The sequence below is a fragment of the Nonomuraea sp. NPDC003709 genome, assembly GCF_040610775.1.
Classification (GTDB): domain Bacteria; phylum Actinomycetota; class Actinomycetes; order Streptosporangiales; family Streptosporangiaceae; genus Nonomuraea; species Nonomuraea angiospora_A.
On record NZ_JBEXMW010000021.1, the window covers coordinates 120,342 to 139,942 of the forward strand.

The 19,601-nt window shown below is 72.0% G+C and carries 24 protein-coding genes and 1 tRNA gene; 13 read left to right on the top strand and 12 right to left on the bottom strand.

Annotated features, from left to right (window positions below; all coding sequences use genetic code 11):
- Nucleotides 1-272 precede the first annotated feature (272 nt).
- Nucleotides 273-1,232: a DUF3616 domain-containing protein gene (locus ABZX61_RS46895; protein WP_355204759.1), complete on the top strand. Its 960-nt coding sequence runs from the start codon at nucleotides 273-275 to the stop codon at nucleotides 1,230-1,232.
- Here ABZX61_RS46895 and ABZX61_RS46900 read toward each other — a convergent pair.
- Nucleotides 1,222-1,881, bottom strand: coding sequence for an aminoacyl-tRNA hydrolase (locus tag ABZX61_RS46900; RefSeq protein ID WP_355204762.1), 660 nt, complete (start codon nucleotides 1,879-1,881; stop codon nucleotides 1,222-1,224). The genes ABZX61_RS46895 and ABZX61_RS46900 overlap by 11 nt on opposite strands.
- Nucleotides 1,878-3,143 carry an MFS transporter gene (locus ABZX61_RS46905; RefSeq protein ID WP_355204765.1) on the bottom strand — a complete coding sequence of 422 codons (1,266 nt, stop codon included), beginning with the start codon at nucleotides 3,141-3,143 and terminating at the stop codon, nucleotides 1,878-1,880. Before ABZX61_RS46905 ends, ABZX61_RS46900 begins: the two co-directional genes overlap by 4 nt.
- A 71-nt stretch (nucleotides 3,144-3,214) precedes the next feature.
- On the opposite strand from ABZX61_RS46905, the gene ABZX61_RS46910 reads away from it, so the two are divergent.
- Nucleotides 3,215-4,162: a helix-turn-helix domain-containing protein gene (locus ABZX61_RS46910; RefSeq protein WP_350741791.1), complete on the top strand. Its 948-nt coding sequence runs from the start codon at nucleotides 3,215-3,217 to the stop codon at nucleotides 4,160-4,162.
- A 70-nt stretch (nucleotides 4,163-4,232) separates the two neighbouring features.
- Nucleotides 4,233-5,063, top strand: a complete 831-nt coding sequence (locus ABZX61_RS46915; RefSeq protein WP_355204768.1) for an SAM-dependent methyltransferase — start codon at nucleotides 4,233-4,235, stop codon at nucleotides 5,061-5,063.
- Here ABZX61_RS46915 and ABZX61_RS46920 read toward each other — a convergent pair.
- The gene (locus ABZX61_RS46920; protein WP_355204770.1) at nucleotides 5,060-6,511 is read right to left on the bottom strand and encodes an FAD-dependent monooxygenase; all 1,452 of its coding nucleotides are present in this window, start codon (nucleotides 6,509-6,511) and stop codon (nucleotides 5,060-5,062) included. The two genes, ABZX61_RS46915 and ABZX61_RS46920, sit on opposite strands and share 4 nt — an antisense overlap.
- 9 nt (nucleotides 6,512-6,520) lie before the next feature.
- On the bottom strand, nucleotides 6,521-7,126 hold the full coding sequence (locus tag ABZX61_RS46925; RefSeq protein WP_355204772.1) for a TetR family transcriptional regulator: 606 nt from the start codon (nucleotides 7,124-7,126) through the stop codon (nucleotides 6,521-6,523).
- 99 nt (nucleotides 7,127-7,225) lie between these two features.
- On the opposite strand from ABZX61_RS46925, the gene ABZX61_RS46930 reads away from it, so the two are divergent.
- The 3 genes from ABZX61_RS46930 to ABZX61_RS46940 all read left to right on the top strand — a co-directional run bounded on the left by ABZX61_RS46930 (nucleotide 7,226) and on the right by ABZX61_RS46940 (nucleotide 9,209).
- Nucleotides 7,226-7,789, top strand: coding sequence for an ABATE domain-containing protein (locus tag ABZX61_RS46930; protein ID WP_355204775.1), 564 nt, complete (start codon nucleotides 7,226-7,228; stop codon nucleotides 7,787-7,789).
- Nucleotides 7,790-7,863: 74 nt separating this feature from the next.
- Complete coding sequence (locus tag ABZX61_RS46935) at nucleotides 7,864-8,307, top strand: VOC family protein (protein ID WP_350741781.1); 444 nt, start codon at nucleotides 7,864-7,866, stop codon at nucleotides 8,305-8,307.
- Entirely contained in the window at nucleotides 8,307-9,209 is a 903-nt protein-coding gene (locus ABZX61_RS46940; protein WP_355204779.1) for a pyridoxamine 5'-phosphate oxidase family protein, read from the top strand. The genes ABZX61_RS46935 and ABZX61_RS46940 overlap by 1 nt, the downstream gene beginning before the upstream one ends.
- Here the strand turns inward: ABZX61_RS46940 and ABZX61_RS46945 are convergent.
- Nucleotides 9,148-10,047 (bottom strand): bifunctional helix-turn-helix transcriptional regulator/GNAT family N-acetyltransferase, encoded by a 900-nt coding sequence (locus ABZX61_RS46945; protein WP_355204782.1) that lies wholly within the window; start codon nucleotides 10,045-10,047, stop codon nucleotides 9,148-9,150. The two genes, ABZX61_RS46940 and ABZX61_RS46945, sit on opposite strands and share 62 nt — an antisense overlap.
- A gap of 38 nt (nucleotides 10,048-10,085) precedes the next feature.
- A complete protein-coding gene (locus tag ABZX61_RS46950) occupies nucleotides 10,086-10,319 on the bottom strand; it encodes a hypothetical protein (protein WP_355204785.1) in 234 nt (77 codons plus the stop codon).
- A gap of 84 nt (nucleotides 10,320-10,403) precedes the next feature.
- Here ABZX61_RS46950 and ABZX61_RS46955 point away from each other — a divergent pair, with 84 nt between their 5' ends.
- Together ABZX61_RS46955 and ABZX61_RS46960 are read left to right on the top strand one after the other, a co-directional pair.
- The gene (locus ABZX61_RS46955; protein ID WP_355204788.1) at nucleotides 10,404-11,000 is read left to right on the top strand and encodes a TetR/AcrR family transcriptional regulator; all 597 of its coding nucleotides are present in this window, start codon (nucleotides 10,404-10,406) and stop codon (nucleotides 10,998-11,000) included.
- Nucleotides 10,997-11,482 carry a DUF6653 family protein gene (locus ABZX61_RS46960; protein ID WP_355204791.1) on the top strand — a complete coding sequence of 162 codons (486 nt, stop codon included), beginning with the start codon at nucleotides 10,997-10,999 and terminating at the stop codon, nucleotides 11,480-11,482. The genes ABZX61_RS46955 and ABZX61_RS46960 overlap by 4 nt, the downstream gene beginning before the upstream one ends.
- A gap of 65 nt (nucleotides 11,483-11,547) precedes the next feature.
- Here the strand turns inward: ABZX61_RS46960 and ABZX61_RS46965 are convergent.
- Nucleotides 11,548-11,620: transfer RNA gene (locus tag ABZX61_RS46965), tRNA-Ala, on the bottom strand.
- A gap of 105 nt (nucleotides 11,621-11,725) precedes the next feature.
- Here ABZX61_RS46965 and ABZX61_RS46970 point away from each other — a divergent pair.
- On the top strand, nucleotides 11,726-12,409 hold the full coding sequence (locus ABZX61_RS46970) for a tRNA-dependent cyclodipeptide synthase (protein ID WP_355204794.1): 684 nt from the start codon (nucleotides 11,726-11,728) through the stop codon (nucleotides 12,407-12,409).
- Between the two features lie 75 nt (nucleotides 12,410-12,484).
- Nucleotides 12,485-12,958: a hypothetical protein gene (locus tag ABZX61_RS46975; protein ID WP_350741768.1), complete on the top strand. Its 474-nt coding sequence runs from the start codon at nucleotides 12,485-12,487 to the stop codon at nucleotides 12,956-12,958.
- Between the two features lie 6 nt (nucleotides 12,959-12,964).
- Here the strand turns inward: ABZX61_RS46975 and ABZX61_RS46980 are convergent, their stop codons facing one another.
- From ABZX61_RS46980 to ABZX61_RS46990, 3 genes are all read right to left on the bottom strand, one after another.
- On the bottom strand, nucleotides 12,965-14,440 hold the full coding sequence (locus ABZX61_RS46980; RefSeq protein WP_355204797.1) for a von Willebrand factor type A domain-containing protein: 1,476 nt from the start codon (nucleotides 14,438-14,440) through the stop codon (nucleotides 12,965-12,967).
- Between the two features lie 153 nt (nucleotides 14,441-14,593).
- Nucleotides 14,594-15,097, bottom strand: a complete 504-nt coding sequence (locus tag ABZX61_RS46985; RefSeq protein ID WP_355204800.1) for an isoprenylcysteine carboxylmethyltransferase family protein — start codon at nucleotides 15,095-15,097, stop codon at nucleotides 14,594-14,596.
- Complete coding sequence (locus ABZX61_RS46990; protein WP_355204803.1) at nucleotides 15,094-16,158, bottom strand: 3-oxoacyl-[acyl-carrier-protein] synthase III C-terminal domain-containing protein; 1,065 nt, start codon at nucleotides 16,156-16,158, stop codon at nucleotides 15,094-15,096. The genes ABZX61_RS46985 and ABZX61_RS46990 overlap by 4 nt, the downstream gene beginning before the upstream one ends.
- Between ABZX61_RS46990 and ABZX61_RS46995 the strand changes: the two genes are divergently transcribed.
- Nucleotides 16,157-17,128 carry a helix-turn-helix domain-containing protein gene (locus tag ABZX61_RS46995; protein WP_355204806.1) on the top strand — a complete coding sequence of 324 codons (972 nt, stop codon included), beginning with the start codon at nucleotides 16,157-16,159 and terminating at the stop codon, nucleotides 17,126-17,128. The two genes, ABZX61_RS46990 and ABZX61_RS46995, sit on opposite strands and share 2 nt — an antisense overlap.
- A 3-nt stretch (nucleotides 17,129-17,131) precedes the next feature.
- Here the strand turns inward: ABZX61_RS46995 and ABZX61_RS47000 are convergent, their stop codons facing one another.
- Nucleotides 17,132-18,220, bottom strand: a complete 1,089-nt coding sequence (locus tag ABZX61_RS47000; protein ID WP_355204809.1) for a class I SAM-dependent methyltransferase — start codon at nucleotides 18,218-18,220, stop codon at nucleotides 17,132-17,134.
- 44 nt (nucleotides 18,221-18,264) lie between these two features.
- Nucleotides 18,265-18,903, bottom strand: coding sequence for a TetR/AcrR family transcriptional regulator (locus tag ABZX61_RS47005; RefSeq protein WP_355204812.1), 639 nt, complete (start codon nucleotides 18,901-18,903; stop codon nucleotides 18,265-18,267).
- A gap of 22 nt (nucleotides 18,904-18,925) precedes the next feature.
- Between ABZX61_RS47005 and ABZX61_RS47010 the strand changes: the two genes are divergently transcribed.
- Together ABZX61_RS47010 and ABZX61_RS47015 are read left to right on the top strand one after the other, a co-directional pair.
- On the top strand, nucleotides 18,926-19,342 hold the full coding sequence (locus ABZX61_RS47010; RefSeq protein ID WP_355204815.1) for a hemerythrin domain-containing protein: 417 nt from the start codon (nucleotides 18,926-18,928) through the stop codon (nucleotides 19,340-19,342).
- Between the two features lie 37 nt (nucleotides 19,343-19,379).
- Nucleotides 19,380-19,592 carry a hypothetical protein gene (locus tag ABZX61_RS47015; protein WP_355204817.1) on the top strand — a complete coding sequence of 71 codons (213 nt, stop codon included), beginning with the start codon at nucleotides 19,380-19,382 and terminating at the stop codon, nucleotides 19,590-19,592.
- Nucleotides 19,593-19,601 lie beyond the last annotated feature (9 nt).

Here is a 19,601-nt window from a genome sequence, read left to right on the forward strand (position 1 = left end):
GCCGCGACCTCGTCCGGCCCTGACGGGAGCACCACGACCAGTGTCGCGGCCGCGGCCACGACCAGGCCGATCGCGGCGAGCCCCCGGTACACCACCCGCATCCGGATATCTCCGATACGGGAGCGTTTGGGCGGAGAAGCAGGGGTTCCGGGCCTCGCCGCGGTCCTCACTTGGGAACCCTTGATCTCTTCTTCCCCATCGAGCACGAGCGGAGCGTACGACATATCCAGCCATTGCGCCTTGGAAGCTACCGAAGTGCAATCATGGACGGCGTGGAACAGGTTGAGCTGCGATTCGACCACGCCGCGCGAGCGGCCCAAACGCACACGAACCTCTCAGCGATCCGGCAGGGCTCCGCCGGGCTCTGGGTGGCCGGCGACGAGACCGCGACCTTCGAGCACCTGACATGGCTGGGCGACCATTTCGGCGCCCAGCGCACGTTCCCGCTGGCCGACTACGTCGAGCTGCCCGCGGGCCCCGAGGACGAGGCCGACATCGAGGGGCTGGCCCGCGCGAACGGCTACCTCTGGCTGGTCGGCTCGCACAGCCTCAAGCGCAAGAAGGTCAAGTCGAAGGACCCGGAGAAGGCCGCCGACCGGCTGGCCACGGTGGTCAGGGAGGAGAACCGGTTCATCCTGACCCGGCTGCCGCTCCACGACGAGACTCCCGGCCCTGGAACGATCCTCGCCGGCAGGGACAACCTGACCACGCATCTGCGCGACGACCGGCACCTGGCGCCGTTCCTGGAGCTGCCCGGCAAGGACAACGGGCTCGACGTCGAGGGCATCGCCGTCGTGTCCGAGCGGATCTATCTCGGGCTGCGCGGCCCCGTGCTGCGGGGCTGGGCGGTGCTGCTGGAGCTGCGGCTCGAGGAGGCGGGCAGGTCACGGCTGCGGCTGCGGGAGCCGTACCGCAAGCACTTCCTGGACCTGGGCGGGCTGGGCGTGCGGGACCTCTGCCCGGACGGGGACTCGCTGCTGATCCTCGCCGGCCCGACCATGGACCTCGACGGTCCCGTGCGGATCGTGCGCTGGCGGCCCGGCACCAGGCAGGGGGTCGTCCCCGAGGGCGAGCTGGAGACGGTGATCGAGCTGCCCCACGGCGTGAAGTGCGACCACCCCGAAGGGCTGGCGCTGCTGGCCGACGGCAGGCTCATGGTCGTGTACGACAGCCCGTCGCCCGCGCGGTTCACCCCGGCGGGCGGCGTGCTGGCGGACGTCTTCACGATCTAGCGACGCGTCCGCGCAACCAGGGCGCCTCGGCCACGAACGTGCACGAGCCCGGCTCGATCTCCGTGAACCCGGCATCGCGCACCACGGGCAGCCCCGCGGCGGCCATGGCGTCGAAGTCGCCCTGGGAGGCCGCGGTGCGCACGGACACCGCGAGCCCGCGGGCGCGCCAGGCCTCCCGCTCGGCCGCGTCGCTGGCCCACCAGGCGAGCTGGGCGGCGTGCCCGGCCTGCGCCATGGCCTTGCCCGCGGACATGGCCAGGCCCGGGTTGGCCCACAGGACCGGCGGCTCCGCGGGCGGCGGATCGGCGGTGTCGTTCAGCTCGGTGCCGCCCACCTGCAGCCGCGCGAGGTCCCGCGGCCAGCCGTCGAGTGGCACGGGCGGATGGACGCGCACCTCGGCCGTGCGGTGCTCGACGGTGCGCCCCGGCAGCGCGACCGCCCTGCGCCACTCGGCGCCCCTGGCCCGGCGGACCACCTTGCGGATCTTGCCGGTGGACTCCCAGGAGTGCAGCTCGGCTGCCCACTCGCCGGGGTCGTCCAGCAGGCTCAGCACGGCCATGGCAGCCGCTTCCAGCGCGTCGGTGCGTTCGGGAGGCGCGGCTCTCTCGATCCTGACGACCAGCGGCAGGACATAAAGCTCAGAATTCATCGCCCTCTAGCATGCACGATGGCCATGGACATGCCCGCGGCGAGGAGGCACAAGGCGCCGGCGCCGTACCAGGCGAGGTCGTAATTGCCCAGGTGGTCGCGGGTGAGCCCGGCGGCGACGGCGGCGAACGCGGCCCCCACCTGGTGCGAGCCGAACACCCACCCGAACACCACGGCTCCGTCGGCCCCGTAGATCCGCCGGCACAGCGCCACCGTGGGCGGCACGGTCGCCACCCAGTCCAGCCCGTAGAACACGATGAAGATCAGCATGCTGGGCTCGGTTGTGGCCGCGAACAGGCTCGGCAGCACCATCAGGGAGAGCCCGCGCAGCGCGTAGTAGACGCCGAGCAGCACCTTGGGGTCGACCCGGTCGCTGAGCCAGCCGGACGCGATCGTGCCCGCGATGTCGAAGATCCCGATGACCGCCAGCAGGCCGGCCGCCACGGGCTCGGCCATGCCGTGGTCGTGCGCGGCGGGGATGAAGTGGGTGCCGACCAGGCCGTTCGTGCTGGCGCCGCAGATCGCGAAGCCGCCGGCGAGCAGCCAGAACGGCCGGGTCCTGGCTGCCGAGGCGAGCACGGTGACCGCCCTGACCGCCGCGTTCACCTTGCTCGCGGGCGCGGTGCGAACGGCCGATGGCTCCGCGCCGAGGGCTGTCGTGCCCACGTCGGCGGGGTGGTCGCGCAGCAGCCACCACACGAACGGCGCCACCGCCAGCGCCGCACCGGACACGGTCAGCGAGGCGAAGCGCCACCCCGGCCCCTCGGCGAGCTGGGCCAGCACGGGGAGGAAGATCAGCTGCCCGGTGGCGCCGGCCGCGGTGAGCACGCCCGTGACCAGCCCGCGGTGCCGGACGAACCAGCGGTCCACCACGGTCGCGGCGAACACCAGCGCCATCGAGCCCGTCCCGAGCCCGACGAGCACGCCCCAGAACAGCAGGAGCTGCCAGCTCGCCGTCATCAGCACGGTCAGGCCGCTGCCCGCGGCGATCAGCAGCAGCGCGAGGGAGACCACGCGGCGCATGCCGAAGCGGTCCATCAGGGCGGCGGCGAAGGGGGCGGTCAGGCCGTAGAGCACCAGGTTGATGGAGACCGCGAGGGAGATCGTGCCGGCCGACCAGCCGAACTCCTCCTGCAAGGGGGTGATCAGTACGCCGGGGGTGGCGCGGAACCCGGCCGCGCCCAGGATCGCCACGAAGGCGACGGCCGCCACGAACCAGGCCCGGTGCAGGCGGCGCGTGGGGGCGGTGGTGCTCAACGTCATGCGCCAATCCTGCTTTATCCCCTTTCAAGGTCACGAGTGGCCGGATGGTCAATATGTGAAAGAATTCGGCCATGACACATCGCGTGGCAGTCGTCGTGCTCAACCACTTCGCCACGATCGACCTCGGCGTGCCCGGCCAGGTGTTCGGGACGGCCGAGACGGCGGACGGTGAGAAGTTGTACGAGGTGGTGACCTGCTCGGAGGGGCGGATGCCGGTCCGCTGTGAGGCGGGTTACAGCGTGCTGCCCGACTACGACCTCGACGTGCTCGACACCGCCGACACGGTCGTGGTGCCCGGCATCCACGCGGGCCGGGCGCTGCGGGACGGGACGATCTCGGACACGCTGGCCGAAGCGCTCCGGGGGCGGCCCAGGATCATGTCGATCTGCACGGGGGCGTTCGTGCTGGCGGCGGCGGGCCTGCTCGACGGGCGCCCGGCCACCACCCACTGGCGCAATGCCGACCGGTTCACCCGGCTCTTCCCGCAGGTCAAGCTCGACCCCGACGTGCTGTACGTGGACGACGGCGACGTGCTGACCTCGGCGGGCGTGGCGGCCGGGCTCGACCTGTGCTTCCACGTGATCAGGAACGACCACGGCAGCGAGGTGGCCAACCGCGCGGCCCGCCGCTGCGTCATGCCGCCGTGGCGGGACGGCGGCCAGGCCCAGTACATCGACCGGCACCTGCCGGAGGCGGGCGGCGGCACGGCGGCCACCCGCGACTGGATGCTGGCCCACCTGGAGCGCCCGCTCGACCTGACCGCGCTGGCCGAGCACGCCAGGATGAGCGTGCGCACGTTCACCAGGCGCTTCCGCGACGAGACCGGCGTGAGTCCGGCCAGGTGGCTGAACGGCCAGCGGGTCCAGCACGCCAGGCACCTGCTGGAGACGACCGAGCTGGGCGTGGAGGAGGTGGCCAGGAAGGCGGGGTTCGGGACGGCGGTCTCGCTCCGTCAGCATCTGCACGCGGCCGTGGGGGTTTCGCCGCTGGCGTACCGGCATACGTTCCGGCGACTCTGATTCCTCCGGCAAAAGCCACATTTCGGCCCTACAATCGGCCCCAGGAAGATCGACTAGAAAGGGTCGTCACATGGCCGAGGCGGATCGCGTACCCGCCGGGATCAACCCGAACGTGCCCAGCGTCGCCCGCATGTACGACTACTACCTCGGGGGCCGCGACAACTTCGCCGCCGACCGCGAGGCGGCCGAGAAGATGATGGAGATCGGCCGGCGGATGGGCAACGACGCCCGCGAGATCGCCCTGGCCAACCGCGCCTTCATCGGTCATGCCGTACGCATGCTCGCCGAGGCCGGAGTGCGCCAGTTCGTCGACATCGGCGCGGGCCTGCCCACCCAGGACAACGTGCACCAGGTGGCCCAGCGGCACGCCCCCGGCTCCCGCGTCGTCTACGTCGACAACGACCCCATCGTGCTGGTCCACGCCCGCGCGCTGCTGGCCAGGGACCCGGACGTCGTGGCGATCGAGGGCGATCTCAAGGATCCCGACGCCATCCTGGACGACCCGCGCGTCGCGGAGCACCTCGACCTCTCCCAGCCGTACGCCGTGCTGCTGGTCGCGGTGCTGCACTTCATCCACGACGACGCCGAGGCCGATCGGATCGCCGCTCGAATCCGCGAGCGCCTGCGGCCCGGGGGCCACCTGGTGCTGTCGCACCTGCTGTACGCGGGCCACGACATGGACGACGTCGCGACGGCCGGCCAGCAGGTCTACTCCAGCACGACCTCGGGCGGCCTGGCGCGGCGCGGCTACGACGAGATCGCCTCCTACTTCGACGGGCTGGAGCTGCTCGGGCCGGGTGTCGTGCCGGTGGCCGACTGGACGCCCGAGGGCTCCCCCGGCGGCTCGTACGACCTCTCCAAGGGCGGAATCCTGGCCGGGGTGGGCCGCCGCCCGGCCTAGGCCGCCACCTCCAGGCCCTCGCCGAACCAGGTCCTCAGGGCCTCGTCGAGGGTCTCGTCGGGCTCGCCGGCCCAGGCCACGTAGCCGTCGGGGCGCACCAGCACGGCGCCGTCGCCCTCGAAGGGCACCACGTGCACGCGCCCGTGCCGCACCCGCAGGCCGCCCGTCCCGTCGAGCAGCATGGGCCACGCGCGCGCGGCCGGCTCGGCCGGCAGGTCGGCCAGGAACCGGCCCGCCAGCGGATGCGCCGGCGCGGGCACCGGGTAGGCCAGGTCCGCTCCGGCCATCATGGCGGCGATGCGGCGGCGGGCGCCGTCGTCGCCCAGCAGCTCGCCGAACACCTCACGCAGGGCCGTGATCTCGGGCCCCGGCGCGGCCAGCGCGAGCTGCGCCTGGGTGTGCACGGCGACGCGCAGGGCGGCCGGGCGGCGCTCGGCGTCGTAGGTGTCGAGCAGCCCAGGCGGCGCCCAGCCCCGCACCTCGGCGGCCAGCTTCCAGGCCAGGTTGGCGGCGTCCTGCATTCCGAGGTTGAGGCCGGGCGCGCCCATGGCCGAGTGGACGTGCGCGGCGTCGCCCACCACGAAGACCCTGCCCTCCCGGTAGCGGTCGGCGACGCGGGTGTTGCGGCCCTTGAGCCGCCTGAGCAGGTGCGGGCCCTCGCCGGCGGGCTCGGCGAGCGGCAGGTCGGCGCCGAGCACGCGGGCCAGGCCGGCGCGCAGCTCGCCGACGGTCATCGGCACGTCGTCGTCGGGCGCGGAGGCGTCCCACTCCATGGCGCTGACCAGCAGGGTCCCGTGGTCCGCGGGGAGGATCGCGTACGCGCCGCGCTCTGTCCTGTGCCAGGCGTACATCACGTACGTGCCCAGCCCCGGCACCTCCAGCTCCACCGTGCCGGGCCGGATCACCGCACCCGGCAGGGTGACGTGGGCGCTGCGGCTCACGACGTCGGTCGAGGTGACGCCGGGAAAACCGATGCCCGCGAGCTTCCTGACCGTGCTGTGCGCGCCGTCGCAGCCCACCAGGTAGCGGGTGCGCAGCTCGTACGCGCCCTCGGGCCCCCGGAGCTCCACCGAGACGCCGTGGGGGTCCTGGGTGAAGCCGAGCAGCTCGTGCCCACGCCTGATCTCCACACCCAGCTCGACCGCCCGCCGCTCGATCAGCTCCTCCAGGGCGGGCTGCTTGATCCCCATCCCGTACAGCGGGTTGTCCTCCAGCCCGGCCAGGTTCAGCGGCAGCGCGCCGAACACGAACCCCGGCATCGGCGCGTCCCCCACGGCGAGGCCGCGCTGGTGGAGCAGCCTGACGACCTGGCCGACGATCCCGTTGGCCTTGGGCTGGTCGCTGCGCCTGGGCAGGCGCTCGACGACGGTCGGGCGGACTCCGGCCAGGGCCAGCTCGCAGGCCAGCATCAGCCCGTTGGGGCCGCCGCCGATGATCACGGTGTCCATGCGTTCTCCTCAGAGGGAAGGATCGGGCAGCCCCGCGGCCAGCGCGCCCAGGGCCTCGCGCAGCAGGGGCACGAGCGGGACCGGCGGGTCGGAGCGCAGCCAGTGGGCGACGGCCGCCTGCACGGCGGAGCCCACGGCGACGGCGACCAGGTGGGGGTAGAGGTCGCGGGCGGCGTCGGTGCCGGTGCGCTCGGCCACGGCCGCGGCCAACTCGTTGTTCCCGGCGAACACCATCTGCAGCGACTCGGCCCGCAGCGCGGGCTCTTCCGCCAGCATCCTGATGCTCGCCAGCACTTCGGGATCGGGCGCCACCTCCGTGCGGGCCAGCGCCCAGGGCTCGACCATGGCCTCGGTCAGCGCCTCCCACAGCGGCTCCGCCGGCGGCCGGGCCCGCAGCGCCGCCACCGAACGTGTGATGCGGTCGATGTGGCGGGCGGCGATCGCCTCGTACTTGCTGGAGAAGTAGTTGTTGAACGTGCGGGGCGAGACGCCGACCTCGGCGGCGATGTCCTCGACGCGTACGCGCTCCAGCCCGCGCTCGTGAGCCAGCCGGAGAGCGGCCGTCATCAGCGCCTCGCGCGTGGCCTGCTTCTTCCGCTCTCTCAGTCCGCTCATGGGCTCACCGTACGCAAAAAGTGCGGAGTCAGCAAATTTTCTGACCACGCATGTTTTAGACTAACGGATAACAGAGCCCTGGCGCGTTAGATTGGGAGCATGTCCCTGACCCTCGAATTCGTCAGCACGATCAGGGCCGAGCGGTCCGGATTGGTCGACAGGCTGGCCGACACGGACGGCATGACGGCCTGGGTGCGAACGCACGCGCCCGACCTGGGCGACCTCACCGTCACGGAGGAGCTGCGGCAGGAGACTGTGCGCCTGCGCCAGGCCGTACGCGCCCTGTTCGCCAAGGCCGTGGCGCCGGGCCCGCCGAGCCGGGCGGACGCGGCGAACCTGCCCGGGTTCGAGGAGTCGCTGGCCCTGGTCAACGCCACCGCCCTGGCCGCCCCCACCGCACCCCAACTGCACTGGGACGGCGAGCCGTCCCTCGCCACCGCGCCCGCGACGCAGGCCTCCCCCGGCACGCGACTGCTCGCCAGGCTCGCCACGGCGGCCGTGGAGTTCCTCGCGGGGCCGGACCGCGCACTGGTCCGCACCTGCCAGGCCCCGCGCTGCGTGCTCTATTTCGTCAAGGAGCACCCGCGCCAGGAGTGGTGCTCGACGGGCTGCGGCAACCGCGCCCGGGCGGCCAGGCACTACCGGGAGCACAAGAAAATCTAACGTTTGCAAGACCGAGTTGCCGTTATAGTGTTTCTAACGGCAACTCGGCCGCGCATGCGTTAGAGGAGTGGGGAATGTCCTTCCAGACCGGGCACGTCGGGCTCAACGTCACCGATCTCGACAAGTCCAAAGAGTTCTACACGCGGGTCTTCGGCTTCACGGTGGCGGGCGAGTCGCAGGAGGACGGCCGCCGGTACGCGTTCCTGACCCAGGACGGCACGCTGGTGCTGACGCTCTGGCAGCAGAGCGCGGGCCGCTTCGAGGCAGGCCGGCCGGGCCTGCACCACCTGTCGTTCCAGGTGGCGGACCTCGACGCGGTACGCCGGGCGGAGACGGTGATCAGGGAGATCGGCGCGACCCTCTTCCACGACGGCGTCGTGCCGCACCGCGAGGGCGCCTCGTCGGGCGGCGTGTTCTTCGCCGACCCCGACGGCATCCGGCTGGAGATCTTCGCTCCGGACGGCGCGGGCGACCGGCCCGCGCCCAGCTCTGAAGCGCCGACCTGCGGGTTCTTCTAATGAGGCATCCGGGTGAGGTCGCCGTGCAGCGCCGGACGGGGGTGCGGCTGGAGGACCACGGGAGCTCGCGGACGCGCCCGGAGATCCCGGATCCGGCCGCCGAGTTCCTGCGGAACCAGCACATGGTCGTCCTGGGCGCGGCCGACGACGGCGGGCGCGTGTGGGCGGGCGTGCTCACGGGCCCCGCGGGGTTCGCCTCCGCGACGGACGACCGCACGATCGTGCTGCACGCCCTGCCGGGCGCCGACGACCCGCTGCACGGGCTGTTCGAGCGGGAACGGGACGTCGGCCTGATCGCCATCGAGCCGCACACGCGGCGCCGGATGCGCGTGAACGGCACCGCCGTGCGGGCCGGTGACGCCCTGGTGGTGTGGACGGAGCAGGTCTACTCCAACTGCCCCAAGTACATCCAGACCCGCTCCCCCACCTCCGCTCCGGGCGAGCCCGCGGGGCTGGGGCGCGGGATCGCGCTGCCGGACCGGCACCGTACGTGGATCGCGGAGGCGGACACGTTCTTCATCGCCACGCGGGCCGAGGGGCTCGGGGCGGACGCGTCGCACCGTGGCGGCAACCCCGGATTCGTCCGGGTGACGGGGGCGCGCTCGCTGGAGTTCCCCGACTACCAGGGCAACGCGATGTACATGACATTGGGCAACCTGGAGCTGGACCCGGCGGCCGGGCTGCTGTTCGTGGACTGGGAGCGTGGGGAGACGCTGCAGCTCACGGGCCGGGCCCGGGTGGAATGGGGGGACCAGCGGACGGTGCGCTTCGAGCTGGACGAGTACGCGCACCTGGGCGGGACCGTGTCGGCCGGCTGGACCGCCCCCGGCTATCACCGCTTCAACCCCCCGGTCGAGGCAGGCGCTTCTCGAACCAGTGATGCGCGTACGGCTCGTCGCTGAACGCCGCCACCTCCCGGTAGCCGCTCGCCCGATAGAGGGCGACGGCTTCCGTGAGCGCCCGGTTGGTCTCCAGCCGCAGCGTGCGGACACCCTGGGCGGCCGCCTTTCCCTCCGCCTCGGCGAGCAGCCGCCGCCCCAGCCCCAGCCCGCGCACGGCCGGGTCCACCCACATCCGCTTGATCTCGGCGGACCCGGCCTCCGGGTGGAGCTTGAGCGCCACGCACCCGACCGGCTCGGCGTGCAGCGCGGCGACCAGCAGCATCCCGGCCGGGAGCCGCAGCTCTGCGTCGGTGGCGGAAATGCTGCGGGCCGGGTCGAAGCCGCCCTCGAACCGGCGGGCCAGCTCGTCGGCGTAGGCCTGCAGGCAGCGGCGGGCGCCGGGATGGCGCGGGTCGAGCACGTCGATGGCGATCATGGAGGCGAGCAGCAGGCGCTCGACCTCGGACATGGCGGCCACGAGGCGGTCGCGCTGCGCGTCGGAGAGCGGTTCGAGGATGCCCGCCGCCGCCTCGTCGGACCGGCGATCCAGCTCCTCCCGCTCGGCGAGCCCCGCCGGCGTGAGCCGGGCCGTGCGAACCCGGCCGTCGGAGCCGCCGTCGTCCATGACCACCAGCCCGTCGGCCTCCAGCGACCGCAGCAGCCTGCTCAGGTAGCCGGAGTCGAGGTCGAGCCGCGTCCGCAGGACGCGCACCTCGCTGCCCTCCGCGCCGATCTCCCAGAGCACCCGCGACTGCCCGAGCGCCCGATCCCTGGCCAGGAAGCTGTCGTCGAGCGCCCCGATCCGCTGCGTCACGGTCCGCTGGAACCTGCGCACCTGGCCGATCGCCGCACCGTCCATATCTCTGACTTTAGTCAGGGAATCTCTCCTTCGCGAGGTCACATCCACGGACCGGCGATCGGCACCGCGCTGTAGTCCTCCCCCGCGACCGGGCGGATGTCCTTCCAGTGCACCCATCGCGCGCCCTCGCTCGCCTGCGGCGGCCAGAGCAGGAATCCCCATCGCACCCCTTCGGTGTCGTCGCCCCAGGCCAGCAGGTAGCGGGCCGCCGTGGCGTGCTCCACGACGGGCGGGCGCCAGAGCTCGGGCAGGTCCTGCGTGTCGGTATCCATACCGAACATTATACGAACACGCATTCGATATCTCCAGGAGTGCTAGGCTATGACTGAATATCCGATCCAGTCATAGGGATACACATGGCTGTGGCATTCACGACCGAGGACCGGGCGCGCATCACCGCGTCCCTGCTCGACACCGCCGAAGAGCTCTTCGCCACCCAGGGCCTGAAGAAGACCTCGCTCGACGAGCTGGTCGCGGCCTCGGGCATCGCCAAGGGCAGCTTCTACGCGTTCTTCGAGTCCAAGGAGGAGCTGTACAAGGAGGTGATGATCCGCAGGGCGCCCATGCTCGGCAAGCGGCTGGCCGCCGCCCTGGACCGGCCGCCCGGCGTCGAGGCGCTCGCCCACATCATGCGCGAGTTGATCGACGTGCTCACCACCGACCCGTTCTACCGGCGGCTGCTCACCCGGCCCGAGGAGCTGGAGGCGGTGGCGCGCAGGGTCGGGGCCGAGGAGGTCGCCCGCGTCACACCTCACCTGCTGACGCCGCTGCTCGACTATCTCGCCCGTGGGCAGGCCGACGGCGTATTCGTCGCGGACGTCCCGCCCGAGGTGCTGGTCGGCGTGCTGCGCACGGCCGGCCTGCTGGTGCTCAACCGCGACAGGTTCGGGCCCGACCACTCCCAGGTGGTCGAGGCCACCATCAACGCGCTGGCCAGGGGACTCATCGCATGAATGTGCTGAAGAAGTACGCGCAGGCCGCGGGCATGACGGACGAGGCGTGGAAGCGGCACGCCAACCCGTGGAGCGTCTGGACCCGGTTCGCCGCGATCCCGCTGATGATCGCGGCCATCTGGAGCAGGGAGTGGCTCGGCTGGTGGGCCCTCGTCCCGGTGGGCCTGGTCGTCGTCTGGCTGGCGGTCAACCCGCACGTCTTCCCGGCGATCGAGCAGCCCGGCAGCTGGTCGGCCCGGGGCATCTACGGCGAGAAGCTGTGGCTGCGCGACCGGTCGCTGGTCACCGGCGACCACCGGAACGTGCAGCGGCTGCTCATCGGGGTGGGCTCGGCGGGGTTCGCGCTGCTCATCTGGGGGCTGATCGCGCTCGACATCTGGCCGACGGTGTTCGGGGCCACGCTGGTCACGCTCGGCCAGCTCTGGCGCATCGACCGGCTCGGCCAGCTCTACCTGGCCCACCGCGACACCGCCCGCGAGTAAGAACGCCGGGACAACGCGAAACCGCCCCTGCCCATCAAAGTGAGGCAGAGGCGGTCAGGTCGGGGTGGAGCTATGGGGATTCGAACCCCAGACCTCCTCCATGCCATGGAGGCGCGCTACCAACTGCGCCATAGCCCCTTGCTGCGTGTACGAGTGTATCCGACTTACGGACCCTTCAAGCACACGTTAAAAAGTAAGCATACGCAGGGTAAAAGCTTGCTACTGTCCGTTGCCGTGCCCAGCGTGCAACCACTGCCCCTGACCCCGCGATGCGCCCAGCTCCTCGACCGCCGCGAGCATGCCGTGATCGGCGTCAGCGCGCTCAACGGGTACTTCACCCCCCGCACCATCAGACACCTGCTCGACTGGGCGACCCGGACATTCGCCCGGGTGCACGTCCTCGTGCCCGGCGTCGAGCTGGCCGGGACGCTGGTCGCCAGGGGGTGTCCGGAGGCCAAGGCCGGGGCCAAGGCGAGGGCGGCGGCCAACAACACGCGCAACCGGGTGGTCCGCGCGCTCGACGCCCTCGACCCGCCCAACGCCACCGTGTTCGACTGGAACGAGCTGGCCTCCGTCCCGGCCTACGACTGCGCGCGGACGAGGCTGGAGCGGCTGTTCGCCACCGATCCGGTCTTCAGGGAGCACTGCATGGACGCGGTACGGCCCATCGTCGGCGCGCCGGAGCTCTCCCGCGAGCAGGCCGAGAACGCCCTGCCGTTCCTCCTGGCCGAGCTGCCCTTCGTGATCGACACCCCGTCGATCCTCGGCACGGGCTCGTCGGTGTTCTGCTACCCCAGGCCGATGCCGATGGTGGACCTGCTCTACGCCGGCCTGCTGCCGGTGCGCCCGGCATCCGCACAGGGATTCGTCTCCACCGCATTGACACAGGCAGCCCGCCCCGCCGACCATCTCAGTAACACTCTGTGAAAACATCGTCACCTGAGGTGGCCGGCTATGGATGCGGATGCTCGAAATGCTGGACATGCGTTCGACACGAGCGACATGGATCACAACGGCTACCTCGACCACCGCGACATGATCGTGGTCGCCTCCGCGCTGTGCGCCCGGCTCGGGCTCTCCGGGCAGGGCGCACAGCGGGTCGCGGACGCGTACGAGCGGGTCTGGCAGTACGCCGTCCACAACATCGGCACCGACCCCGAGGGGCGCATCAGCAGGGAGTCCTACATCGGCTACGCGCTGGCCCCGGAGCTCGACCGCGCCGAGTTCGTGGCCAACGTGGTCAGGCCGATCACCGACGCCCTCTGGGACGCGCTCGACGACGACGGCGACGACCGGCTCGACCGGGCCGAGTTCCTGCGCCTGTGGTCGGCGTACGACGTGGCGGGGGCGGCGTCACGGGCGTCCTTCGATCGGCTGCGCGGCAACAAGGTGGCGCACGTGTCGAAGGACGGGTTCGCCCAGGCGATGTACGACTTCTACTACAGCTCCGCCACCGCCGCCCCCATACTCGGCTGAAGCCCCTTACCCCACCGATCGGGCCTGGTCGATGAGCTGGACCAGCTCCGTCACCATCGGGTCCTCGGTGGCCGGCGCCAGCCGGGCCGCCTGCTCCTTGAGCTCGGGCAGGTCCATGCCGAACGCCTTGCGGTCCCGCAGGTAGACCGCGAACGCGGCCACCACCACGTCCACCTGGAACCGGACCGGCGCCTTGTCCAGCGACGCGGCCAGCTCGTCGGCCCGCAGCGACTTGCTCGCCTCGGAGGCGGACCGGGTGTCGGGGTCCTGCCAGCGCACGGTGGCCTGGGCGAGCTGCCCGTCGGCGCCCGGCTTGAGACGCAGCGAGTAGAGCGCGGTGACCGAGTGGCCCGGGCCGATCTCGCCGCCGTCCTGGGTGTCGTCGCGGAAGTCCTCCGTGTTCAGCGCGCGGTTCTCGTACCCGATGAGCTGGTAGCTCTCCACGACCGACGGGTTGAAGACCACCTGGGCCTTGGCGTCGCGCGCCCGCAGCTCGATGTTCGCGGGCAGTTGCGTGGTGAAGACCTTGTCGGCCTCCTCCTGGCTGCTGACGTACACGGCCATGCCGTCGCCGTTGTCGGCGAGCTGCTCCATCAGCTCGTCGCCGTAGTCGCGGCCGACGCCGACGGTGAGCAGCGTGACCTGCTTGCCCGCGTACTCCTTGACCTGGTCGAGGATGGTACGCCACTCGGTGGAGCCCTGGTTGGCCAGGCCGTCGGAGAGCAGGATGACCCGGTTCGTGGCGGCGGGACGGAACGCCTTGGACGCCTCCTGGTAGCCGGTGACGAGCCCGGCCGAGAGGTTCGTGCCGCCCGAGACGGTCAGCTCGTTCACCGCGTCACGCAGCTCCTGCCGCGCTGTCAGCGGGGTCATCGACGCCAGCACCTCGGCGTCGTCGCTGAACGACACGATCGACACCTGGTCGCCGGGCGCGAGCTGATCGAGCAGTTTGAGCAGGGCCGATTTGACCAGGTCCAGCCGCCCGGTCTCGGCCATCGAGCCGGACACGTCCACGACGAACGTGAGGTTGGCGGGCCGCCGCGCCGCCGCGTCCGAACCGCGCGTCTGCAGGCCCACGCGCAGGATCGCCCGGTCGCGCTCCGGCAGCTTCGCGCCGTCCACGTGCACCGCGAAGCCGTCGTCCGACGGCGGCGCGTAGTCCTGCCGGAACGCGTTGATCCACTCCTCCGGGCGGATCTCGCCGGGCGCGGGCCAGCGGCCTCCCCGGAGGGTCTGCCGGGCGTAACCGTACGAGGCCGTGTCCACGTCGAGAGCGAACGTGGAGATCTGGGCCGTGGTCGTGTCCTCCTCGCCGTTCGTCTCGGCGGGTGACGCGGACGGGCGGACCGGGGCCGGTTCCGCGTTCGCCGGAGCTTTCGCCGCGCGTTCACCGCTGGTCGAGCTTCCGGAGCCACCTCCGCACGCAGAGAGGGCGAGCAGCGCAACAATGCCGATTCCCGCCGCTAAAGGGCGAAATTTCATTGCAACCACCTCCATGCCCTACGACGGAACTTGATCTGCCCAGGCCGAGCCGGTGACGTAAGCGAGCACAAACCGCGATCGACGCGTGATCAGTCGTGACAGCCGCGACAACTGGGGTGACCAGGAGTACGTCCCGGCCACCGGGCTGTGGCCCTAGCGTGACAATGCCGCGTCCTCGACCCGCACCCGTACGGTGAGCAGCACCGCGTTGGCGGCGGCGAAGGCCGTCGCGGTGAGCCAGGCCGAGTGCACCAGCGGCAGCGCGAGACCCTCGGCGACCACGGCCACGTAGTTGGGGTGCCGCAGCCACCGGTACGGCCCCCGGTGCACCAGCGGCATTCCCGGCACCACGACCACGCGGGTGTTCCACTGCCTGCCCAGCGTGCCGACGCACCACCAGCGCAGCCCCTGGGCCAGGACGACGACCGCCAGCATCGGCCAGCCCAGCCACGGGACGAAGGGGCGGCCGAGCAGCCACACCTCGGCGGGCGCCGCCCCGAGGAGCGCCGCGTGGGCCAGGACGATCCAGGGATAGTGCCGCCGACCGTACTCGACGCCGCCCCTGGACCTGGCCCAGGCCAGGTTGCGGCGGGCCACCGCCAGCTCGGCCAGCCGCTCCAGCGCGACCAGCCCGATCAGGACGAGGTACGCGCTCACCAGTGCAGCAGCAACAGCTCGGCGGAGAACCCCGGCCCCAGCGCGAGGAGCACGGCGGGCGTGTCCGGCCGACCCCGCGTCTCCTGGAGCACGTGGAGCACCGAGACCGAGGACAGATTGCCGTGCTCGCGCAGCGACCGCCAGGTCACGTCGAGCGCCTTGGGAGGCAGGTCGAGGGTCCGCGCGATCGTCTCGATGACCTTGGGGCCGCCGGGATGGCAGACCCAGGTGGCGACCTGCCCGGGGGTCAGGCCATAGTCCGCCAGGAACGCCTTGATGTCACCGGCCAGCACCTGCTCCACGAACGTGGTCAGGTCCGGGTCCAGCACGATCCGGAACCCGTGCGGCCCGACCTCCCAGCCCATGAGGTGCTCGGTGTCCGGATAGAGCCGGCTGCGGGTGGCGACGACCTCGGGGCCCTGGCCGCGCCCGGTCGCCACGACGGCCGCCGCGCCGTCCCCGAACAGGGCGCTGGCAACCAGGTTCGCGACCGAGGTGTCGTTCCGCTGGATCGTCAGCGAGCACAGCTCCACGCACACCAGCATCGCGACGTGGTCCGGCCAGCCGCGCAGGTAGTCGTGCAGGCGCGACAGCCCCGACGCGCCCGCCGCGCACCCGAGGCCGAACACGGGCACCCGCTTGACGTCCGGCCGCAGCCCCACGCGCTGGGCCAGCCTGGCGTCGAGCGAGGGCGTGGCGATGCCGGTGGTCGAGCAGAGCAGCAGGTGATCGACCCGCTCCGGGCGCACGCCGGCCTTGTTCAGGGCGCCCTTGACGGCCTGTTCGGTCAGGTCGAGGGCTGTTTCGAGGTAGATGTCGTTCGCGCGGGCGAAGGAGTCGAGCTTGGTGTAGTCGGCCAGCGGGAGCGCGAGATTGCGGCCCTCCACGCCGGCCGCCGCATGGAATCGGCGCAGCAGCTCCTCGTCGCAGTCGGTCAGCCGGGAGAACGCCTCGGTGATCTCCACCTGCGCGTAGCGATGATCCGGCAAAACGGTCTGCACAGCCGATATATGCATATACCTCTCTTGCCGCTGAAAGGCTGGGGCTAACATGCGAGGCATGCTCCTGCCGTCTCCCTCCCGGCCGCACCGGGTGGCCGTGCTGGCGTTCGACGGCATGGCGCCGTTCGAGCTCGGCTGCGTCGTGGAGTTCTTCGGGCTGGCCCGGCCCGAGCTGGACCTCCCGTGGTACTCGCTCGCGGTGTGCGCGGAGACGCCGGAGCCGCTGCGGGTGGTGGGCGGGTTCACCATGCAGGCGGCGCACGGGCTGGACGTGCTGGCCGAGGCCGACACGGTGATCGTGCCCGGGGTGGCGGACGTGCGCGGAGAGGTCTCCGGCGCGCTCGTGTCCGCGCTGCGGCTCGCGCACTCGCGCGGCGCGCGCCTGGTGTCGATCTGCTCGGGCGCGTTCGCGCTGGCGGCGGCCGGGCTGCTGGACGGGCGCGAGGCCACCACCCACTGGAAGTACGCCGAGCTGCTCCAGGAGCGTTTCCCGCTCGTCCGGGTCAACCCCTCGGTCCTGTACGTGGACGCCGGCGACGTGCTGACCAGCGCGGGCAGCGCGGCGGGCCTCGACCTGCTGGTCCACCTCGTACGCGGCGACCACGGGCCGAACGTGGCCAACTCCGTGGCCCGCCGCCTGGTCATACCGCCGCACCGGGAGGGCGGTCAGGCGCAGTTCATCCAGGCCGCCGTGACACCGGTGGCGGACGACGGCGGGGTGGCCAGGGCGATGTCGTGGGCCCTGGAGCATCTGGCCGGGCCGATCGCCGTGGCGGACCTGGCCAGGGTGGCGCACATGTCGGAGCGCTCGTTCATCAGGCACTTCAAGCGGCAGACCGGCACCAGCCCGCTGCGGTGGGTGATCTCGCAGCGGGTGGCGGCCAGCCTGCCGATGCTGGAGTCCACGGGAGCGCCGGTGGAGGAGATCGGGGCGGCGGTCGGGTTCGAGAGCGCGGTGACGTTCCGGCACCACTTCACGCGGGCCATGCGGACGTCGCCGTCGGCGTACCGGCGGGCCTTCAGCGCGTGACCCTCAGGTCGTGAGCCTCCACAGGGAGGTGATCTCGGCGGCGCGGGCCTCGTGCAGCGGGTCCTGCTCGTCCTTCGGCCGGTGGTGCCGGGGCGGAACGTCCAGGCGCCCGGCCACGCGCAGCCCCGCCCGCTCGAACGCGGCCGACAGGTCGGCCCTGGTGCGCAGGCCGAGGTGCTCGGCCAGGTCGGAGAGGATGAGCCAGCCTTCGCCGCCCGGCTCCAGATGCCCGGCGAGACCGTCGAGGAACCCGTTCAGCATCCGCCCGCCGGGATCGTAGACGGCCTGGTCGAGGGGCGAGACCGGCTTGGCGGGCAACCACGGCGGGTTGCACACGACCAGCGACGCCCGGCCGGGCGGGAAGAGGTCGGCGCGCACGACCTCCACCCGGTCGTCCAGCCCGAGGCGGGCGAGGTTGTCCTCGGCGCACTCGACGGAGCTCTGGTCGAGGTCGGTGGCCACGACCCGGTGCACGCCCCGCCTGGCCAGCACGGCGGCCAGCACGCCGGTGCCGGTGCCGATGTCGAAGGCCAGCCGGTGGTCCTCCGGCAGCGGCGCCCGCGCGACCAGATCGACGTACTCGCCCCTGATCGGCGAGAACACGCCGTGGTGCGGGTAAATGCGGGCCTCGAGCGCGGGGACGTAGACGCCCTTGTGCCGCCATTCGTGGGCCCCGATCAGGCCGAGCAGCTCGCGCAGCTGGCCGACCGCCGGCGGGGCCTCGGCGCCGTACACCTCGGCGCACGCCTCGCGCACGTCCGGCGCCCTGCGCAGCGGCACCACGTGGTCTTCCGCGAACGGGACGAGCAGCATGCCCAGCGTGCGGGCGCGCTGGGAGCGGGCCTGGCGGTAGCGGTGGAACCCGGCGCCGGGGGCGGCGGGCTTGCACCGGCGCCCCATGGCCGACAGCAGCTGGCGGGCGTTCTGGAAGTCGCCCTGCCAGAGCAGCGCGGTGCCCTCGCAGGCCAGCCGGTAAGCGGTGTCGGCCGTCATCCGGTCGTCGGCGGTGACCACCCGCCTGGGTGGCGGCGCGCCCAGCGCGGAACGCCAGATCGCCGAACGTTCCTGCCCTGCCTCGGTCCAGTGGATCATCAGAACCCGACCGTTTCACATGCCGTGCCCGCGCGGCCACCCATTTACGGCAACAGGCCGTCCACCAGGGCGCGCAGCCCCCGGGCGTAGGTGTCCTGCGCGGTCAACTCCTCCCACCGTACGCCCACCGCGCCGATCAGCGGGAACTCTCCGGGATCCAGCTCGGCGAACACCCGCTCCCGATACGTCGGCCCCCCTTCCGCCCGCCGCTTCCCGGCCGCCGCCCGGGAGCCGAGCTCCCCCGCCGTGTAGTGCCAGATGATCCGGTACGCGTCCACGGCCCGCTCGACCGACAGCCCGGCGCGTACGGCGGCGTCGATGATCTTCTCCGGATACCAGAGCGCGCCGACCGAGAGCAGGTCGTCGGCCCTGAGCACGTCCACGATCCACGGACAGCCGGACAGCCCGTCGCGCATGGCAGTGGCCACGGCCACCACGCACTCGCGCGGCTCGTCCGGCAGCTCGGGCCTGGGCATGCCGGCGGCGTAGTCGTCGAGGAGGAGCAGGAGCAGCTCCTCCTTGTCGCGTACGTGGTGGTACAGCGCCATCGCCGTGCTGCCGACCTCCTTGGCGAGCCTGCGCATGGTGAGGCCGCCGACCCCGTCCTCCTCGATGACGCGGTGAGCGGCAGCCACGATCTCCGCCCGGGAGATCCTGGGCGGCCTTCCTGTACGTGCGGGCATCCTGCCATGCTACTTTCTATACATGTACGAAAATTCGGCGCGGCTCGTCGCCTGGGGTGACGAGCTGATCAAGCTGCACGACGGTTTCCGGCGCGACCTGGCCAACCTGCGCTCGTCGCGCGGGACGGACCTGCGTACGCACTGCCTGGCGTTCTGCGACGCCCTCCACGCCCACCACGAGGGAGAGGACGGCGCGCTCTTCCCCCACCTCGCAGGCGAGCACCCCGAGCTGGCACAGGCGCTGGAGCGGCTACGGGCGGAGCACGTGGTGGTGGCGCGGCTCATGGAGCGCATCCGCGTCCTGCTGGACGAGGACGGCGACGGCGTGGCGGCCGAGCTCGACCGCCTGGCCCGCGAGCTGGAGGCGCACCTGGACTACGAGGAGGAGCAGCTGGTGCCCATCCTGAACACGATGGAGACCCTCCCGGACGAGGTCTGACCCGGACTATCTGGCGCGCAGGGCGTCGAGGCTCAGCGTGAAGTGGCGGCGCCACCGCCTGGCCGAGGCGCTGGCCGCCCGGGGCGTCCACGTGGGCCACGTGCCGATCTCCGCCGCCGTCGCCCCGGGCTCCCCCGCCTCCCCCGAAGCGGTGGCCGAGACCCACTGGCGCCTCCACGCGGCCCGTGACCTCCACGAAATCGTCCTCGGCGACCTGGCCACCGTCAAGACGGCGATCAGCACGCTCTGACGGTCATTT

What these genes read in the sequence shown, in the direction of transcription:
- ABZX61_RS46990 (WP_355204803.1), bottom strand. Translation starts at nt 16,158, where the DNA reads ATGCCTCGCATGTTAGCCCCAGCCTTTCAGCGGCAAGAGAGGTATATG.
- ABZX61_RS47005 (WP_355204812.1), bottom strand. Translation starts at nt 18,903, where the DNA reads ATGCCCGCACGTACAGGAAGGCCGCCCAGGATCTCCCGGGCGGAGATC.
- ABZX61_RS46955 (WP_355204788.1), top strand. Translation starts at nt 10,404, where the DNA reads ATGGCTGTGGCATTCACGACCGAGGACCGGGCGCGCATCACCGCGTCC.
- ABZX61_RS46920 (WP_355204770.1), bottom strand. Translation starts at nt 6,511, where the DNA reads ATGGACACCGTGATCATCGGCGGCGGCCCCAACGGGCTGATGCTGGCC.
- ABZX61_RS46980 (WP_355204797.1), bottom strand. Translation starts at nt 14,440, where the DNA reads ATGAAATTTCGCCCTTTAGCGGCGGGAATCGGCATTGTTGCGCTGCTC.
- ABZX61_RS46900 (WP_355204762.1), bottom strand. Translation starts at nt 1,881, where the DNA reads ATGAATTCTGAGCTTTATGTCCTGCCGCTGGTCGTCAGGATCGAGAGA.
- ABZX61_RS46915 (WP_355204768.1), top strand. Translation starts at nt 4,233, where the DNA reads ATGGCCGAGGCGGATCGCGTACCCGCCGGGATCAACCCGAACGTGCCC.
- ABZX61_RS47000 (WP_355204809.1), bottom strand. Translation starts at nt 18,220, where the DNA reads ATGATCCACTGGACCGAGGCAGGGCAGGAACGTTCGGCGATCTGGCGT.
- ABZX61_RS46995 (WP_355204806.1), top strand. Translation starts at nt 16,157, where the DNA reads ATGCTCCTGCCGTCTCCCTCCCGGCCGCACCGGGTGGCCGTGCTGGCG.
- ABZX61_RS46910 (WP_350741791.1), top strand. Translation starts at nt 3,215, where the DNA reads ATGACACATCGCGTGGCAGTCGTCGTGCTCAACCACTTCGCCACGATC.
- ABZX61_RS47010 (WP_355204815.1), top strand. Translation starts at nt 18,926, where the DNA reads ATGTACGAAAATTCGGCGCGGCTCGTCGCCTGGGGTGACGAGCTGATC.
- ABZX61_RS46940 (WP_355204779.1), top strand. Translation starts at nt 8,307, where the DNA reads ATGAGGCATCCGGGTGAGGTCGCCGTGCAGCGCCGGACGGGGGTGCGG.
- ABZX61_RS46975 (WP_350741768.1), top strand. Translation starts at nt 12,485, where the DNA reads ATGGATCACAACGGCTACCTCGACCACCGCGACATGATCGTGGTCGCC.
- ABZX61_RS46925 (WP_355204772.1), bottom strand. Translation starts at nt 7,126, where the DNA reads ATGAGCGGACTGAGAGAGCGGAAGAAGCAGGCCACGCGCGAGGCGCTG.
- ABZX61_RS46950 (WP_355204785.1), bottom strand. Translation starts at nt 10,319, where the DNA reads ATGGATACCGACACGCAGGACCTGCCCGAGCTCTGGCGCCCGCCCGTC.
- ABZX61_RS46905 (WP_355204765.1), bottom strand. Translation starts at nt 3,143, where the DNA reads ATGACGTTGAGCACCACCGCCCCCACGCGCCGCCTGCACCGGGCCTGG.
- ABZX61_RS46930 (WP_355204775.1), top strand. Translation starts at nt 7,226, where the DNA reads ATGTCCCTGACCCTCGAATTCGTCAGCACGATCAGGGCCGAGCGGTCC.
- ABZX61_RS46960 (WP_355204791.1), top strand. Translation starts at nt 10,997, where the DNA reads ATGAATGTGCTGAAGAAGTACGCGCAGGCCGCGGGCATGACGGACGAG.
- ABZX61_RS46945 (WP_355204782.1), bottom strand. Translation starts at nt 10,047, where the DNA reads ATGGACGGTGCGGCGATCGGCCAGGTGCGCAGGTTCCAGCGGACCGTG.
- ABZX61_RS46935 (WP_350741781.1), top strand. Translation starts at nt 7,864, where the DNA reads ATGTCCTTCCAGACCGGGCACGTCGGGCTCAACGTCACCGATCTCGAC.